At 37.5% G+C, this 15,283-nt stretch carries 14 protein-coding genes; 3 read left to right on the top strand and 11 right to left on the bottom strand.

All coding sequences use genetic code 11. The features are described 5' to 3' along the window. Positions 1 to 125: 125 nt before the first annotated feature. Both ahpF and A7P54_RS04195 read left to right on the top strand, forming a co-directional pair. Positions 126 to 1,691: an alkyl hydroperoxide reductase subunit F gene (gene ahpF, locus A7P54_RS04200; protein WP_171548755.1), complete on the top strand. Its 1,566-nt coding sequence runs from the start codon at positions 126 to 128 to the stop codon at positions 1,689 to 1,691. Positions 1,692 to 1,848: 157 nt separating this feature from the next. Further along, on the top strand, positions 1,849 to 2,193 hold the full coding sequence (locus tag A7P54_RS04195) for a hypothetical protein (RefSeq protein ID WP_004806359.1): 345 nt from the start codon (positions 1,849 to 1,851) through the stop codon (positions 2,191 to 2,193). A 53-nt stretch (positions 2,194 to 2,246) separates the two neighbouring features. Here A7P54_RS04195 and A7P54_RS04190 read toward each other — a convergent pair whose 3' ends face one another. Continuing rightward, positions 2,247 to 2,858, bottom strand: a complete 612-nt coding sequence (locus A7P54_RS04190) for a glutathione binding-like protein (protein WP_004654065.1) — start codon at positions 2,856 to 2,858, stop codon at positions 2,247 to 2,249. A 206-nt stretch (positions 2,859 to 3,064) separates the two neighbouring features. After that, a complete protein-coding gene (locus tag A7P54_RS04185) occupies positions 3,065 to 5,503 on the bottom strand; it encodes an ExeM/NucH family extracellular endonuclease (protein ID WP_171548754.1) in 2,439 nt (812 codons plus the stop codon). Positions 5,504 to 5,685: 182 nt separating this feature from the next. On the opposite strand from A7P54_RS04185, the gene trmB reads away from it, so the two are divergent. Beyond that, complete coding sequence (gene trmB, locus A7P54_RS04180; RefSeq protein WP_004662584.1) at positions 5,686 to 6,402, top strand: tRNA (guanosine(46)-N7)-methyltransferase TrmB; 717 nt, start codon at positions 5,686 to 5,688, stop codon at positions 6,400 to 6,402. A gap of 76 nt (positions 6,403 to 6,478) precedes the next feature. Here trmB and A7P54_RS04175 read toward each other — a convergent pair whose 3' ends face one another. The 9 genes from A7P54_RS04175 to A7P54_RS04130 are packed head-to-tail and all read right to left on the bottom strand — an operon-like array spanning position 6,479 to position 15,283. After that, positions 6,479 to 7,213 carry a putative type VI secretion system effector gene (locus A7P54_RS04175; RefSeq protein ID WP_171548753.1) on the bottom strand — a complete coding sequence of 245 codons (735 nt, stop codon included), beginning with the start codon at positions 7,211 to 7,213 and terminating at the stop codon, positions 6,479 to 6,481. Continuing rightward, positions 7,194 to 7,943: a putative type VI secretion system effector gene (locus A7P54_RS18925; RefSeq protein WP_241305875.1), complete on the bottom strand. Its 750-nt coding sequence runs from the start codon at positions 7,941 to 7,943 to the stop codon at positions 7,194 to 7,196. The genes A7P54_RS04175 and A7P54_RS18925 overlap by 20 nt, the downstream gene beginning before the upstream one ends. After that, a complete protein-coding gene (locus A7P54_RS04160; protein ID WP_171548752.1) occupies positions 7,924 to 8,670 on the bottom strand; it encodes a putative type VI secretion system effector in 747 nt (248 codons plus the stop codon). Before A7P54_RS04160 ends, A7P54_RS18925 begins: the two co-directional genes overlap by 20 nt. Beyond that, a complete protein-coding gene (locus A7P54_RS18920) occupies positions 8,651 to 9,385 on the bottom strand; it encodes a putative type VI secretion system effector (protein ID WP_252728590.1) in 735 nt (244 codons plus the stop codon). The genes A7P54_RS04160 and A7P54_RS18920 overlap by 20 nt, the downstream gene beginning before the upstream one ends. Further along, positions 9,366 to 10,100: a putative type VI secretion system effector gene (locus A7P54_RS04150; protein WP_171548751.1), complete on the bottom strand. Its 735-nt coding sequence runs from the start codon at positions 10,098 to 10,100 to the stop codon at positions 9,366 to 9,368. The genes A7P54_RS18920 and A7P54_RS04150 overlap by 20 nt, the downstream gene beginning before the upstream one ends. Continuing rightward, complete coding sequence (locus A7P54_RS04145) at positions 10,081 to 10,830, bottom strand: putative type VI secretion system effector (protein ID WP_171548750.1); 750 nt, start codon at positions 10,828 to 10,830, stop codon at positions 10,081 to 10,083. The genes A7P54_RS04150 and A7P54_RS04145 overlap by 20 nt, the downstream gene beginning before the upstream one ends. Further along, positions 10,811 to 11,560: a putative type VI secretion system effector gene (locus tag A7P54_RS04140; protein WP_171548749.1), complete on the bottom strand. Its 750-nt coding sequence runs from the start codon at positions 11,558 to 11,560 to the stop codon at positions 10,811 to 10,813. The genes A7P54_RS04145 and A7P54_RS04140 overlap by 20 nt, the downstream gene beginning before the upstream one ends. Before the next feature lie 2 nt (positions 11,561 to 11,562). Next, the gene (locus tag A7P54_RS04135) at positions 11,563 to 14,364 is read right to left on the bottom strand and encodes a T6SS effector BTH_I2691 family protein (protein ID WP_171548748.1); all 2,802 of its coding nucleotides are present in this window, start codon (positions 14,362 to 14,364) and stop codon (positions 11,563 to 11,565) included. Beyond that, a complete protein-coding gene (locus tag A7P54_RS04130) occupies positions 14,357 to 15,283 on the bottom strand; it encodes a hypothetical protein (RefSeq protein WP_171548747.1) in 927 nt (308 codons plus the stop codon). Before A7P54_RS04130 ends, A7P54_RS04135 begins: the two co-directional genes overlap by 8 nt.

The raw sequence follows: 15,283 nt of genomic DNA, 5'->3' as shown, positions 1-15,283 counted from the left end.
TAAAAATTCAAAAAACCGATCAAACTCATAAAAACATACTGTTTTACCTATTCAGTACTTTTGCGTACTATAGCCTCATTGAATGAATTTAGCTGATTTAAAAGTCTTAGCGTTTGGAGAAATACATGTTAGATCAAAATATTAAAACTCAATTAAAAGCTTACTTAGAACGTTTAGAAAGTCCAATCGAGTTGGTTGCTGCTTTAGATGACTCCGACAAAGCAGAAAAAATTAAAGAACTCGTGACTGAAATTGCTGAACTTTCTGACCAAGTTACGGCGCGTTTTGACGGTTCAAACGCTCGCCGTCCTAGTTTCGGTGTGGCCAAAGCTGGTGAACAACCACGTGTGTTCTTTGCTGGCTTACCGATGGGACATGAGTTTACTTCTTTGATCTTGGCATTATTACAAGTATCAGGTTATGCGCCTAAAGTGTCTGATGAAGTACTCACTCAGATCAAAGGCTTAAACTTGACTGCCAACTTTGATGTGTTTGTATCGCTGAGCTGCCATAACTGTCCGGATGTGGTTCAAGCACTCAACTTGATTGCGATTAACAATCCAAATACCACGGCAACCATGATTGATGGTGCTTTCTTCCAAGACGAAGTTGAAGAACGCAAAATCTTGGCTGTACCAATGGTGTTCCAAGACAATCAGCATATTGGTCAAGGTCGTATGACTTTGGAAGAAATTGTAGCGAAACTGGACAGCAATTCGGCTGAGAAAGATGCAGCAGCAATCAATGCCAAAGATGCATTTGATGTATTGGTGATTGGTGGTGGACCTGCGGGTGGTACTGCAGCAATCTATGCGGCACGTAAAGGCATCAAAACGGGTATCGTGGCTGAACGCTTTGGTGGTCAGGTGATGGATACCATGGACATTGAGAACTTTACCACTGTTCAAAAAACCGTAGGTCCTCAGTTCGCTCAAGACATGGAAGCACATGTCCGTGAATACGGTGTCGATATCATGAACTTGCAACGTGTCAGCAAGATCACTGGTGCAGATCAAACGGCCAATGGTCTGGTTGAGGTTGAACTGGAGAATGGTGCCAAACTTGAATCGAAAACCATCATCCTGTCTACAGGTGCACGTTGGAGAGAAATGAATGTACCGGGTGAAGCTGAATACCGTACTCGTGGTGTAGCGTACTGCCCACACTGTGATGGTCCATTATTCAAAGGCAAACGTGTTGCGGTAATTGGTGGAGGTAACTCTGGTGTTGAAGCAGCGATTGACCTTGCAGGGATTGTTGAGCATGTGACTTTGGTTGAGTTTGATACCAAACTTCGTGCTGACCAAGTATTGCAAGACAAATTAAATAGCTTGCCAAATACCACTGTGATCATGAATGCCTTAAGTACTGAAGTGGTTGGTGATGGTGCTCAAGTGACGGCATTGAAATACAAAGATCGCGCCACTGATGTTGAACACACAGTTGAACTTGCAGGGATCTTCGTACAAATTGGTTTATTGCCAAACACGGATTTCTTAAAGAACAGTGCGGTTGAACTCAGCAGCCGTGGCGAGATTGTGATTAATGATCGCAATGAAACCAATGTCAAAGGTGTCTTTGCCGCAGGTGACTGTACGACAGTGCCATACAAGCAAATCATCATTGCCACAGGTGAAGGCGCCAAAGCATCGCTGTCTGCTTTTGATTATATGATCCGTTCTGGAGTATAAGTCTACTCAGAACATGTGCACGCACTTACATTTTCCGACGTAAGTGCGTGTTTTTACAAGTTATCAACAAATTTTCAACTTTATTATTCATCAAGTTTATGTTTATATTTTCGGTATCCATATCCGATTGGATGCCACAAAGAAAAGGAAATAGACAATGAATAAATTACTTGTTGCATTAGGTCTTGCTGCTACTGTTGCGCTTGTAGGCTGTAATAAAGATAAAGCACCTGAAACTGGTGCAACCACGGGTGAACATTTAGAACATGCTGCTGATCAAGCTGGTGCAGACGTTCAAAATGCGGCTGATGCAGCTGCGAGCAATGTTGCAACTGCTGTAGATACTGCTGGTGATCAAATTGATGCTGCTGCTGATCACACTGCAACTGCAACGGCTGAAGCTGCTGCTAAAACTGAGGCTGCGGCACGTGATGCAACAGCTAAAGTTGCAGGCGCTGTAGAATCAACTGCTGCTGATGTGAAAGAAAAAGCTCAGCAATAATTGAGTTGAAATAAAAAAGCCTCTGTTTACAGAGGCTTTTTTATTGGTCTGAATTAACTTAATAAACCTTCATCACGCATCGCAATTTGTACAGACTGACGTTCAGCCACTTTATTACGCAATGCAATAATATTGATATAAGGCGTTAAGTCATGCTCAATGTGATTTGACCAGTTGGTGAGCACGAATAAATACGCATCCGCAGGACCAAAGTTATCATCGACCAAATAATCACAATCCGATTCAGCTAAATAGTTGTCGATATACTTAAGCAAACGATCAACTTCTGCATAGGCTTTGGTTTTCTCATCATCAGTGAGTTTACCGCTAAAGAATACTGAATAAGCATCATGCAATTCTGAGTTCAAATAGCCTAACCACTCTAGGACTTTGGCACGCCCCATCCCCGATGGTGGGATTAAATCCTGTTTTGGATCATGCTGTGCTAAAAACGGTAAAATTGCCACATTCTCAGTTAAAATTAAACCTGGATTAATTTCCAAAGCAGGTACATAGCCTTTTGGGTTAATCTCGTAATAATCTGCACCTTTTGAAGTTTTATGTGTTTTTAGATCAACTCGTTCTAAATCAAAATCGACATTTATTTCATTTAAAATAATATGGGCTGCCAATGAGCATGCACCAGGTGAATAATACAACTTCATAATTGATCCTTGTTATCTAACAACTTATGCCCTAGAACGTTCCTACGAAACTCGAGAACAGAAATAACCAAAATTTATAATAGCTTTCATGCTAAGAACATCTACACCACTACTATTAATGAATTTTTTTCTGCCTTGCAAGTTATATTCCGTGACGATTGATTAATTTATGAAAAAACAAACCAAACAATGTCACGGAAATCAGATTACGCTCGACCAAAAAGCTTGCCTAACCATTCAAATAATGAGTTTAAAAATTCAACGATGATATTCTTCGGATTATTGGGTTCAAGTTGAGAATCCGAACTTTTCATATCCAAATCAACAATCACAGGGTCATGATCTGAAGAACGATAAGCATCTGCCGAGAAGAACAAGGCCTTTTGCTCATCGGTTTTATATTCTTCGTTATAGTCCAATACTGTTGGCTCATCGGCATTGATATGCCATGCAAAAGTCTTGATTACACGTTTATACAGATTGGCATCGGCAATGGCATGATCAAGGTTACCTGCACCACCATAACCATCTGCATCACTCGCCACACCAAAGACATAGCTATAAGCTTTATTGCCCTCACCGACTTTGCTGTCATTCAGCAAAACTTTATAGTTGGCTTTCTCAAAACTTAAAATTGGATCTTCTTTGGCATAACTGTTCATATCACCTAACAGTAAGATATTCGGATTTTTCACTTGAGTTGGATTCTTGGCAATCCATTGGGTGAGTTGCTCAACCGCTTTTACTCGGGTTGGATTCCAACAGCCTTGCCCATCACGTTGATCTGCATCCAGAGAGTTTTCATCGACACCGCGACAGCTCTTCGATTTAAGATGATTTGGAATCACTGTAAAGATTTGTCCACCTTGTACAGGCTTAAAGGATTGTGCGATGGTTGAACGGCTTTTATCCCCTAAATCCAATACCGCAGGCTTATTCACTGGCTGAACACGTTTACTGTTATAGATAATGGCAACCGCAATCACATCGGTACCGAGCTGATTGAGCCCTTCTGGAATCACATATTTCCAGTCTGACCCTAAAGCCTTAGTCAAGTTAGCAACTGCACTATCACTGCCATAACCATTATTGGCAATTTCCATCAAACCATACACATCCGCATCAATTGATTTTAATGCATTGACGATTTTGGCATGTTGCTTATCAAATTCAGCCTGACTGTTGGCACCACGTTCCGTTGGGAAACCATTCTTGCCATTGTCATAGTTCAGCACGTTAAATGCCGCCGCACGAATATGTTTGCTTTGTTTAGCCGCAATCGTTGTACGCGGATTGGTGGTGGTTACCACTTCTGGCAAGTTTGCGCCTGCAATCGGTTGTACACGCCAAGCATTAAAGCGGTATTCCAAAATACCTTGTGCATTTTTTAATTGGTAGCCCGAACGTAGCGTATTCAACGCACTAAAGTTTTGTGGCAACCACGGTGCACGGTTTTGATTGTTATAGCCATCATCAAAGATAATCTTAGAAAGTAAATTTTGTTGTGCTAAAGCCTTGGCTTCATTTGAAAGTGCAGGATAAAGATTGGTCGGAATAAATAAGCGACCAAGGCTTAGAGAAAGTTCGCCATAACGACCAAAATTATAGTTTTCACTTACCGTCAACGTTTGCGGTAATTTCACCAACATCCCTTGGTAACGCTTAGGTGAATTCCCTGCGGTATCGGTCAAACTGCTAAATGGCAAGTTCAAGTCCAGTGGTTGGATCAGCGATGCCATGTTCTGGTTACAGGTCTTAATATCCTGCTGCAACTGATCCAATTGAAGTTGGTTTTGATAACTGGTTAAACGACCACGCAGGATGACTTCATCACCAATTTGTCCACCTTTGACTGCACTGCTTGCAGGAATATAAACAAAAATCGCATTACTGACATTTGGCGTAGCTTTGCTATCAGGTGTTTGTACATAGAAACCTGAGAAACCATTGCTATAACGATAATCCGCTGTGATCACTCCACGAATAGTATAATTTTGATTTTGAGCCGATTGCGCAAGACTAGCAATCGGTGTATCACTACTGCTACAGCTCACTGCATCTACAGGTGGTGTCGTGGTTGAGCCAGTTAAATTCGAAAAGTCATTCCGATCTGTCCATACCTGCCAAGATTGGTCAAGGTCGAATGGACTGGTCGGATCAACACTCACTACTGGATTGTCTGTTTGAATGCGTTTAAAGCTATTCGCAGTACTGAATACCGTTGTACCCCAACCTGCCGTTGGACGCTCACCAATACGACCAAAACGATCTACTGGCGTACCACGATAAAGCAACACAATCGCATCATCACCATTAAAAGATAATCCCGCAACTTGATTAACCTTATCGCCCAATTGCGCCTGTAATTCAGAACGACCAATCAGGAATTTTTGTTTACTGGCCAAGCTACCTTGTAAAGGAAAGGCAGCGGTTTTAACTGTGCCACCATTATTAAACTGCTGAATTTCATAATCGGCTAAATTCACTGTTGTGGCATCGGGGTTATAAATTTCCAGTCCCTTTTTATTGCTGCTGCCATCGACATACTGGCTAAACATCAGTTGTGCATGTGCAGCAGAAAAGAGTGAAGATGCACCTAACAGGCCTAAACAAATGGCGATCGAATGGTATTTAAAATTGTTCATGGTTTTTTACTTAGTGTTAAAATTGTAATTAGGCTATGCAATTTCTGTGACAGCTACATGAAGATTTTTTGACAAATTTTAAGCAATTTTAGAAATGATCGGCTAAATAAAATCACTTAAAGTTTGACTTGACCACCTGAACACTTAAAATACGGCATTTCTATATTTATATCTCCAGAATCATGTCAAACGATCAGTTAGAAACGCAAATTACGGAACTCGACAATTTGCCTGAGCACCGTGAAATTGTGACGTTTATGCGTCGTTCAGCTCCGCTCAATACTTCACAACGTACTGCTTTAGAAGATTATCGTGATTTAATTTTGGAATACCCTGTTGGTGATTTACGCCAGCATTTTGAACATCCTGAACGTCCATTAACCGTTGAAATCGGTTTTGGTATGGGCCGTTCTTTGGTGTTAATGGCAAAGGCCAATCCTGAACGTAATTTTGTCGGTATCGAAGTACATGTGCCTGGTATTGCACAGTGTGTTTATGAAGCGGGGATGGCTGGCTTAAAGAACCTGTTTGTACTGGATGCTGATGCAATTCAAGTATTACGTGAAATGCCAGACAACAGCATTAACTGCGTACAGCTTTACTTCCCAGATCCGTGGCAGAAGAAACGCCACTTTAAACGCCGCTTTGTGATTCACGAGCGTATGCAACTGGTTGAACAGAAGTTAGAGCTTGGTGGTACATTCCACGCAGCAACTGACTGGGAACCGTATGCAGAGTGGATGCTTGATATTCTAGATAACCGTCCAGATATGGAAAACTTGGCAGGTAAAGGCAATAGTTACCCTCGTCCAGAATGGCGTCCAGTCACCAAATTTGAGCGTCGTGGTCTAGAATCTGGCCACAAAATCAATGACTTTATTTTTAAGAAAATTAAATAAGTTGATTTAGCTTCAAAAGCCACTAATTGTTTAGTGGCTTTTACTTCTTCTCATTTATTTATAGATTTTATATGACTCAATCAGTTCTTAAATCTACTAGTGGTTGAGGATCATAGTTTAAAAATTCAGTATAATTATGAACATCATCATAGATACGATTAGTTTCTTTATCTTCGTATGGCTTCAGATGATTCTTATTAATTTCTGCGTTTAAAGCATTAATATCACTAATACCTAATATTTTATAAATTCGTTCTGATTCCTCTGCATACCCTCTAAATTGTTTTTTAACGCTATGTCCAATTAACAACATCATAACTAGAGAAATAATAATAGTAATTGTATATATATAGATTTCTCTTGCTCCTAGAAAAAAGAAGACAATTGACATTCCTATTGCTGTAATCCCTCCCATCGTTAATGCATTTTTATTATGAGCTTTATCTGACATTTCAATGGTATGCCCAAAAGGTGCTACCATTCCTAATAATTTAGTGTTTTTATTCATAACTGCTAAAACATTAAAGTTTTGTTTTATTTCTTCATCATAAACCACAAAGATATCTTCTCCTTCTTTGAAAAATAGACCTGTAAAGGCTGCATAAAACTCAACATCATCAATATAAAAATGAATATAGTAACCTGGAAACCCATTTACCCCAGCTAAAGTTGCTGCAGCCCCCATTCCTCCAGATTCAGCAAACATCGACACTAAAGCTGTTGCAGTTGCTTGCGATCTCAGCTTTGGTAATTCACCAACTATTGCATCAACAAATTGGAGTTTTTGGACTTTACCGTAGATGACTTTCATCAGTTCTTACATCTACTAGTGGCTGAGGATCATAATTTAAAAACTGTGTATAATTATAAACGTCGTCATACATACGGTTATTTGGGTCTATATAAGCCTGCATGCCTGTTTTTTCCAAGGCGGTTAAATCTGTAACACCTAATATTTTATAAATTCGTTCTGACTCTTCTGCATAACCTCTGAATTGTTTTTTGACGCTTTCACCTATTAACCAAAACATCCCCCCTCCGCCAATAACGCCAACTACTGCATAAAAAATATAAAAATCAAAAGATTGAATCCCGAAAAATAAAGAACCTAATATCGGAAAGCCTATAATACTGCCTATAGCCATAAATAAAGTATTTTTATTGTGAGCCCTATCTGACATTTCAATGGTATGACCAAAAGGAACGACCATGCCTAATAAATGGTTATTTTTATTCATAATCGCTAAAACATTAAAATTTTGTTTAACCTCTTCATCATAGACAACATAAATATCTTCACCCTCTTGAAAAAAGATGCCTGTAAACGCCGCATAGAACTCAATATCATCAATATAAAAATGAAAATAATAGCCAGGTAAACCATTTACCCCAGCTAAAGTTGCTGCTGCACCCATTCCTCCAGATTCAGCAAACATTGATACTAAAGCTGTTGCTGTTGCTTGTGATCTCAGTTTTGGTAGCTCACCAACTATTGCGTCAACACATTGGAGGTTTTGGACTTTACCGTAGATGACTTTCATCAGTTCTTACATCTACTAGTGGCTGAGGATCATAGTTTAAAAATTCAGTATAATTATGAACATCATCATAGATACGATTAGTTTCTTTATCTTCGTATGGCTTCAGATGATTCTTATTAATTTCTGCATTTAAAGCATCAATATCATTAATACCTAATATTTTATAAATTCGTTCTGATTCCTCTGCATACCCTCTAAATTGTTTCTTAACGCTATAACCTATAGAAAAAACTATTATAAATGACCCTATCAATCCAGAAAGAAATAAAAATATTTTAAATTCAAAAAAGAATAAAACCAAAGTTGTAAAAATATTAATTCCTAAAAACAGATATAATGCATTACGATTATGAGTCTTGTCAGATATTTCTACTGTATGCCCAAAAGGTGCTACCATTCCTAATAGTTTAGTGTTTTTATTCATAATCGCTAAAACATTAAAATTTTGTTTAACTTCTTCATCATAAACAACATAAATGCTTCCACCTTCTTTAAAAAAGATACCCATAAAGGCTGCATAAAACTCAACATCATCAATATAGAAATGAATATAGTAACCGGGAAATCCATTTACCCCAGCTAAAGTTGCTGCTGCACCCATTCCTCCTGATTCAGCAAAAATCGATACTAAAGCAGTGACAGTCGCCTGAGATCTCAGTTTTGGTAGCTCACCAACTATTGCGTCAACACATTGGAGTTTTTGGACTTTACCGTAGATGACTTTCATCAGTTCTTACATCTACTAGTGGCTGAGGATCATAATCTAAAAACTGTCTATAATTATAAACATCGTCATACATACGGTTATTTGGGTCTATATAAGCCTGCATGCCTGTTTTTTCCAAGGCAGTTAAATCTGTAACACCTAATATTTTATAAATTCGTTCTGACTCTTCTGCATAACCTCTGAATTGTTTTTTGATACTCAATCCAATTAAAGAGATCATAATTAAACCAGAAAAAATTAAAAATAAATAAAATAATATATCTCGTGCACCAGTAAAAAATGCTATTAATGAAACAAGTGATGTACTTCCAATTGCCATAAAAATTGTATTTCTATTATGGGTCTTATCCGACACTGATACAGTATGCCCAAATGGAATAGCCATACCTAGCAAATGATTATTCCTGTTCATAATCGCTAAGACATTAAAGTTCTGTTTAACCTCTTCATCATAGACAACATAAATATCTTCACCCTCTTGAAAAAAGACGCCTGTAAAGGCTGCATAAAACTCAATATCATCAATATAAAAATGAAAATAATAGCCAGGTAAACCATTTACCCCAGCTAAAGTTGCTGCTGCCCCCATTCCTCCAGATTCAGCAAACATTGATACTAAGGCTGTTGCAGTTGCTTGCGATCTCAGCTTAGGTAGCTGTCCAACAATTGCATCAACACATTGGAGTTTTTGGACTTTACCGTAGATGACTTTCATCAGTTCTTACATCTACTAGTGGCTGAGGATCATAATCTAAAAACTGTGTATAATTATAGACATCGTCATACATACGGTTATTTGGGTCTATATAAGCCTGCATGCCTGTTTTTTCCAAGGAGGTTAAATCTGTAACACCTAATATTTTATAAATTCGTTCTGACTCTTCTGCATAACCTCTGAATTGTTTTCCAATATTACGACCAATTAACAACATAACTACCATGGAAAAAATCACTATATATACATATATATATATTTCCTTAACTTCAAGAAAAAAACTTACAATTGAACCAATCAAAGCTGTTAATACTCCCATCGTTAATGCAGTTTTATTATGGGCTTTATTCGACATTGCTACTGTATGACCAAAAGGAACGACCATGCCTAATAAATGGTTATTTTTATTCATAATCGCTAAAACATTAAAATTTTGTTTAACTCCTTCATCATAAACAACATAAATGCTTTCACCTTCGTTAAAAAAGATGCCAGTAAAGGCTGCGTAAAATTCAATATCATCAATATAAAAATGAATATAGTAACCTGGAAATCCATTTACCCCGGCTAAAGTTGCTGCTGCACCCATTCCTCCAGATTCAGCAAACATTGACACTAAAGCTGTGGCAGTTGCTTGTGATCTCAGCTTTGGTAATTCACCAACAATTGCATCAACACATTGGAGTTTTTGGACTTTACCGTAGATGACTTTCATCAGTTCTTACATCTACTAATGGCTGAGGATCATAGTTTAAAAATTCAGTATAATTATGAACATCATCATAGATACGATTAGTTTCTTTATCTTCGTATGGCTTCAGATGATTCTTATTAATTTCTGCATTTAAAGCATCAATATCATTAATACCTAATATTTTATAAATTCGTTCTGATTCCTCTGCATATCCTCTAAATTGTTTTTTAACACCATGTCCAATCAATAGGGGAAGTGCTAACGCACAGATTATTATATATATATAAATATATAATTCTCTTGCGCCAAAAAAATATAATAATAATGGCAAGATAACTGCTCCAGCAGCTCCCATAATTACAGCAGTTTTATTGTGAGACCAATCCGACATTGCAACAGTATGGCCAAAAGGAACCACCATACCTAGCAAATGATTATTTTTATTCATAATTGCTAAGACATTAAAATTCTGTTTAATATCTTCGTCATAAACCACATAGATATCTTCTCCCTCTTGGAAAAAGATGCCTGTAAATGCCGCATAAAACTCAACATCATCAATATAGAAATGAATATAGTAACCTGGAAATCCATTTACCCCGGCTAAAGTTGCTGCTGCACCCATTCCTCCAGATTCAGCAAACATTGACACTAACGCTGTGGCAGTTGCTTGGGATCTCAGCTTTGGTAATTCACCAACAATTGCATCAACACATTGGAGTTTTTGGGCTTTACCGTAGATGGCTTTCATCAGATCTTACATCTACTAATGGCTGAGGATCGTAATCTAAAAACTGTGTATAATTATAAACGTCGTCATACATACGGTTATTTGAATCTATATAAGGCTGCATGCCTGTTTTTTCCAAGTCAGTTAAATCTGTGACACCTAATATTTTATAAATTCGTTCAGACTCTTTTGCATAACCTCTGAATTGTTTTTTGACGCTTTCACCTATTAACCAAAACATCCCCCCCCCGCCAATAATGCCAACTACTGCATAAAAAATATAAAAATCAAAAGATTGAATCCCAAAAAATAAAGAACCTAATATCGGAAAGCCTATAATACTGCCTATAGCCATGAATAAAGTATTTTTATTGTGAGCCCTATCTGACATTGAAATGGTATGTCCAAATGGAATAGCCATACCTAACAAGTGATTGTTTTTGTTCATAATTGCTAAAACATTAAAATTCTGTTTAACCTCTTCATCATAAACCACATAGACATACTCTCCTTCTTGAAAAAAGACACCTGTAAATGCTGCATAAAACTCAATGTCATCAATATTAAAATGAAGATAATAACCTGGTAAACCATTTACACCTGCCAATGTTGCGGCAGCTCCCATCCCTCCAGATTCAGCAAACATTGATACTAAAGCTGTTGCGGTTGCTTGTGATCTCAGTTTGGGTAGTTGTCCAACAATTGCATCAACAAATTGGAGCTCTCTTACTTTTCCATATTTCACTTTCATGCTTATACACCAACAACTTCTACAAATGCCTGATTAAAGACTTCTAGCTCTTTTGCCTCGTTGACAAAGTTCACTTCATCATTTCCAAAGGCAGATTTTTTACACCAACTCTCTAATGCATTATCTGCAAAATAAGCTTTATAAATAATCTCAATTGCCGTTAAACCTAAAATAACTAGATTTAATCGTGCTAACCAAACCACACTGCCTAAAAAAGCAAGAACACGATAAACTTGAGTGCGAATCAGCATTCCTGAAAAACGTATTAAGGCAGGACGTTTGGCTGCCGTTCCAACATTTTGTAAAAAATCAATCGAAATTTTGGTAAAACCTAAAGCCAAACCTGTATAAGCAATACCACGAGACATATAGATCAAAGATAAAAATTTGTCTTTAGAATAATTATCCACCATTTGCTTAAAATCATATGCTGCAAACAATGCACTACCAACAATTGCAAAACTATTGGCAGCAAACTTAATCAAGTTATGTGAAGCACTTTTAGTTGTTGCAGTAACAACTCCAACCAATTCCAGACTGGCTGTGATTAAGCCACATGCTCCTCCCCATATTTGCAGCTTCTGATCTAAAGTTGTCATTGGTTTGCTGAGCTGGAATATTAAATTAATTGCTTCGAGTGCCATGACAAAAGAAGCAACCCGTGCAGTACCTTTGTTTTTGCTGTCATTTAAAATTGAATCTAAAGTTGCATTGCTGACCTTTGGATCTCGCCGCTGCGGATCTAGTCCCGGAGTTGCAAATAACATCAGTGAATGTAAATTTACACCTTTACTAAATACACCCGTACGAGCATATAAAAAGCAGCAAATTTGTGTGGCAATCAAACGGTCGAGACTGGTACTTTTGGCTTTTTGTGCTGCTACACGAATAAACTCTGCGCTCCAACGCCCTACACGACCCACAAAAGTCTTATCAAAATCGGGCATATAATGCTTGTTGGCATTATTAGATGCCCATTCATCCCATGCCGCATCTAAGGCAGCAATAGTAACAATCAACTGCTTATAAGTACTCTGGCCTGTTGTCCAATCGGTATAATTTACAACCGATGTAAAGAAGCTTTGCGTACCATCATTATAATAATCAATAGCAGATTTCTGGTTATAAAGAACCGCTCGCATAAACACATTATCAGGCTCGACTTTACGCTTTGTAATCCAACCATCCATCTGAGTCGCGCCTGCCTTTGTTACGCCTGTACCAGCAACGGCCTGCATCATGTATTCATAAAAAACAAAGCCACTTATTTTATCTTCTGGATCAAAGGCGTGTAACTCTTGTACTAATTGAGACGATTTCAGCCAAATCAAATGATCAGCACCCACCACATTTGCGTTGTCCATTCCACTTTTAGTCTTTGTAGCAACATTCGATTTAAATGTCTGCATCTCGTCATATTTGACTAAAGGCTTATATTTATTCTCCCACTGATTCATTGCAAAAGCGGTATTGCTTTCAATCTTTGCCTTTTCCAGTGCTTTTGCCTTCTGTTGAGCGATTTCCTTCTGCTGTTCATAAGCCTGTTTGGCAGAGCTTGGTGGGGTCATACCATATTGCGCAAAATAATCCTTACGCGCTTTTTCGGTAAACTTGTACTGCTCAGGATTTTTTCTTTTCATCTGCTCAAGGTTCTGTTGATGCATTTGAAAATTACGTTCGCTATAAGGTTGGTTCAATTGGGCATCGATTGATTTCATATCAACATTTTTAGTGTGTTCTGCCCAATTTTTTGCACTTTGTAAGGCTTTTGTTTTTAAGCCTTCTTCAATCGATTCAATTAAAGGAATGCTATTAAAGCGCTGCTGATTACTAATACCATCTTTATAGGTATTCATGAATTTTGTTAATTCAATAAATTGATCATTTCTTCTTTCATTTAAATCAATTGCAATTCCTAAAGCATCATAAATAGCAACGCCACATACCGCTTTTGGAAACTGGGCAAATTTACCTGAAATTTTTTGCTTTCTGGTTTGATTGGCCTTACCAAATTTCGCAAAATTAGGTGTAGGGACATGGCGATCAAAAATTTGCTGGTTATAACAAAAGTTTGATTTTTGCCCTCCTCGCCAAGCATTTAAATCAATCTTCTGCCATTTCTTTTCATTGGCATAACTAACACGATTTGCTTGGTAGAGTTTTAGTCTTGCTTGTGTAAGAAATCCCTTTGAAAAGAGAAGATAGGCTGTTTTTGCCTTTGACTTCTGAAAAGGCGCAAGACAAATCATTGAGCTATTTGCAAAGTGTTTTTCATTGGTACAACCATAAGGCGTCGGTGCACAATTCGGGTCAAAAATATTCTTGAGCTTTGCTAGAAATCCTTCTTCATTGACACGATACCCCAACCATCTAGTTGCTCCATTCTCATACTCAACAAAGGCATATAAATAACCTGTATTTAAATATTTTAATGTGTACTTCGAATAAGCAATGGTCTTATCACCTACATAACTATTCAAGTGCGCAGGTAGAGAAACCGCTTGGGTATCTGCTTTCTTAGCGATAGCATAGCGTGTCGGAAATAGAAAAAAACTATCATCTTCTGCATGACAGAATGGGCAATCCTTTTTTTGCTCATTTACCCCTTCTGAAGAAAGCTGTTTTACTGCAATTGCTTTAGGTGCGCCTTTAGATTGATTGGCAGGTAATTCAGCTTTCTTTTGTTCAATCTTGGCTAAATCGTATTTTTTAAGATTCTGTCCCCAAGAAACAGTTTTATTTGCTTGATTGTTTTGTGCATTCTGTAAATAAGGGGGAAGTTTTTTAGTTGAATTATTATCCATTTACACGATCTCTTTCTAAAACATTGGCTTGCAAAGTTGAATCTATATTGAGCTTTTCAAGCATTTGCTCATAATCTTCTCTATGCCATAAAATTTTAATGTCTTCATGCTCAGTCAAAGTTGAACCGACTTGATAGAACCAATATACAAGCTCACTCATCACATTAAACTCAACATTGGCTGAATTACCTTTAATCAAAATCAAGTGTTCATAGGTCAACATAGGCTCGATTTGATTTGACGGAATATTTTTATTAACTAGATATTTATTAATGCTGTTCACGTCTTCACACATCATTAAAAAATCAATGACCTGTTTTGGAAAAATATTATTAAATTTAAACGTATAGGCTACAGATGCTTTGGTGAAAATTCCCTTAGGGTGGAGGTACTCCCAAATTTTATAATCCGCCAAATAATGATGATAAAGAACCTCTGGCGCCATATTTTGAAAAACATACTGAACCCGGGGATCATACCAACGTAGAACAAAGGCTTGAGCAGAGCCTTCTGACTTAGCAATTAAATTTTTTTGAAATTTGATTTTTAAACCATCTAATGAATGTTCACTATATCCCCAACCACAAATAATCTGACGTGTGGATGTATAAGTCAGTTGTTCTAACAATATTTCGACAATCTTAGGTGCATATTTATAGAATTTAATATCATTTTTAAGCCTTAACAGAGCAAGAGGCTGTTTTGCCCCCCGTGTAATCGGCTTAGCGATAAAAACTTTTTCTACCGAAATAAGGGGATCAAAATCATCAATAATTTCACTAAACAAATCAGGTTCAACAGTCCGATCTATAATGAAATCAATAACTCGATTCTCTTTATAAATATGTTCAAATCTAGATAGCAGTAAATCTTCATCAACTGCTTCAATCGGTGTATCTAATTTAAATAAATCTGACAT

Origin of the sequence: Acinetobacter sp. Ac_3412 (assembly GCF_013072675.1) — a bacterium.
In the GTDB taxonomy this organism is placed as follows: Bacteria; Pseudomonadota; Gammaproteobacteria; order Pseudomonadales; family Moraxellaceae; genus Acinetobacter; species Acinetobacter higginsii.
This window is presented reverse-complemented; position numbering and strand designations above follow the sequence as displayed.

Bases quoted from the DNA above. Each gene is read 5' to 3' on its own strand.
- A7P54_RS04145 (WP_171548750.1), bottom strand. From the start codon at position 10,830: ATGAAAGCCATCTACGGTAAAGCCCAAAAACTCCAATGTGTTGATGCA.
- A7P54_RS04190 (WP_004654065.1), bottom strand. From the start codon at position 2,858: ATGAAGTTGTATTATTCACCTGGTGCATGCTCATTGGCAGCCCATATT.
- trmB (WP_004662584.1), top strand. From the start codon at position 5,686: ATGTCAAACGATCAGTTAGAAACGCAAATTACGGAACTCGACAATTTG.
- A7P54_RS04195 (WP_004806359.1), top strand. From the start codon at position 1,849: ATGAATAAATTACTTGTTGCATTAGGTCTTGCTGCTACTGTTGCGCTT.
- A7P54_RS04130 (WP_171548747.1), bottom strand. From the start codon at position 15,283: ATGTCAGATTTATTTAAATTAGATACACCGATTGAAGCAGTTGATGAA.
- ahpF (WP_171548755.1), top strand. From the start codon at position 126: ATGTTAGATCAAAATATTAAAACTCAATTAAAAGCTTACTTAGAACGT.
- A7P54_RS04140 (WP_171548749.1), bottom strand. From the start codon at position 11,560: ATGAAAGTGAAATATGGAAAAGTAAGAGAGCTCCAATTTGTTGATGCA.
- A7P54_RS18920 (WP_252728590.1), bottom strand. From the start codon at position 9,385: ATGAAAGTCATCTACGGTAAAGTCCAAAAACTCCAATGTGTTGATGCA.
- A7P54_RS04160 (WP_171548752.1), bottom strand. From the start codon at position 8,670: ATGAAAGTCATCTACGGTAAAGTCCAAAAACTCCAATGTGTTGACGCA.
- A7P54_RS04150 (WP_171548751.1), bottom strand. From the start codon at position 10,100: ATGAAAGTCATCTACGGTAAAGTCCAAAAACTCCAATGTGTTGATGCA.
- A7P54_RS18925 (WP_241305875.1), bottom strand. From the start codon at position 7,943: ATGAAAGTCATCTACGGTAAAGTCCAAAACCTCCAATGTGTTGACGCA.
- A7P54_RS04135 (WP_171548748.1), bottom strand. From the start codon at position 14,364: ATGGATAATAATTCAACTAAAAAACTTCCCCCTTATTTACAGAATGCA.
- A7P54_RS04185 (WP_171548754.1), bottom strand. From the start codon at position 5,503: ATGAACAATTTTAAATACCATTCGATCGCCATTTGTTTAGGCCTGTTA.
- A7P54_RS04175 (WP_171548753.1), bottom strand. From the start codon at position 7,213: ATGAAAGTCATCTACGGTAAAGTCCAAAAACTCCAATTTGTTGATGCA.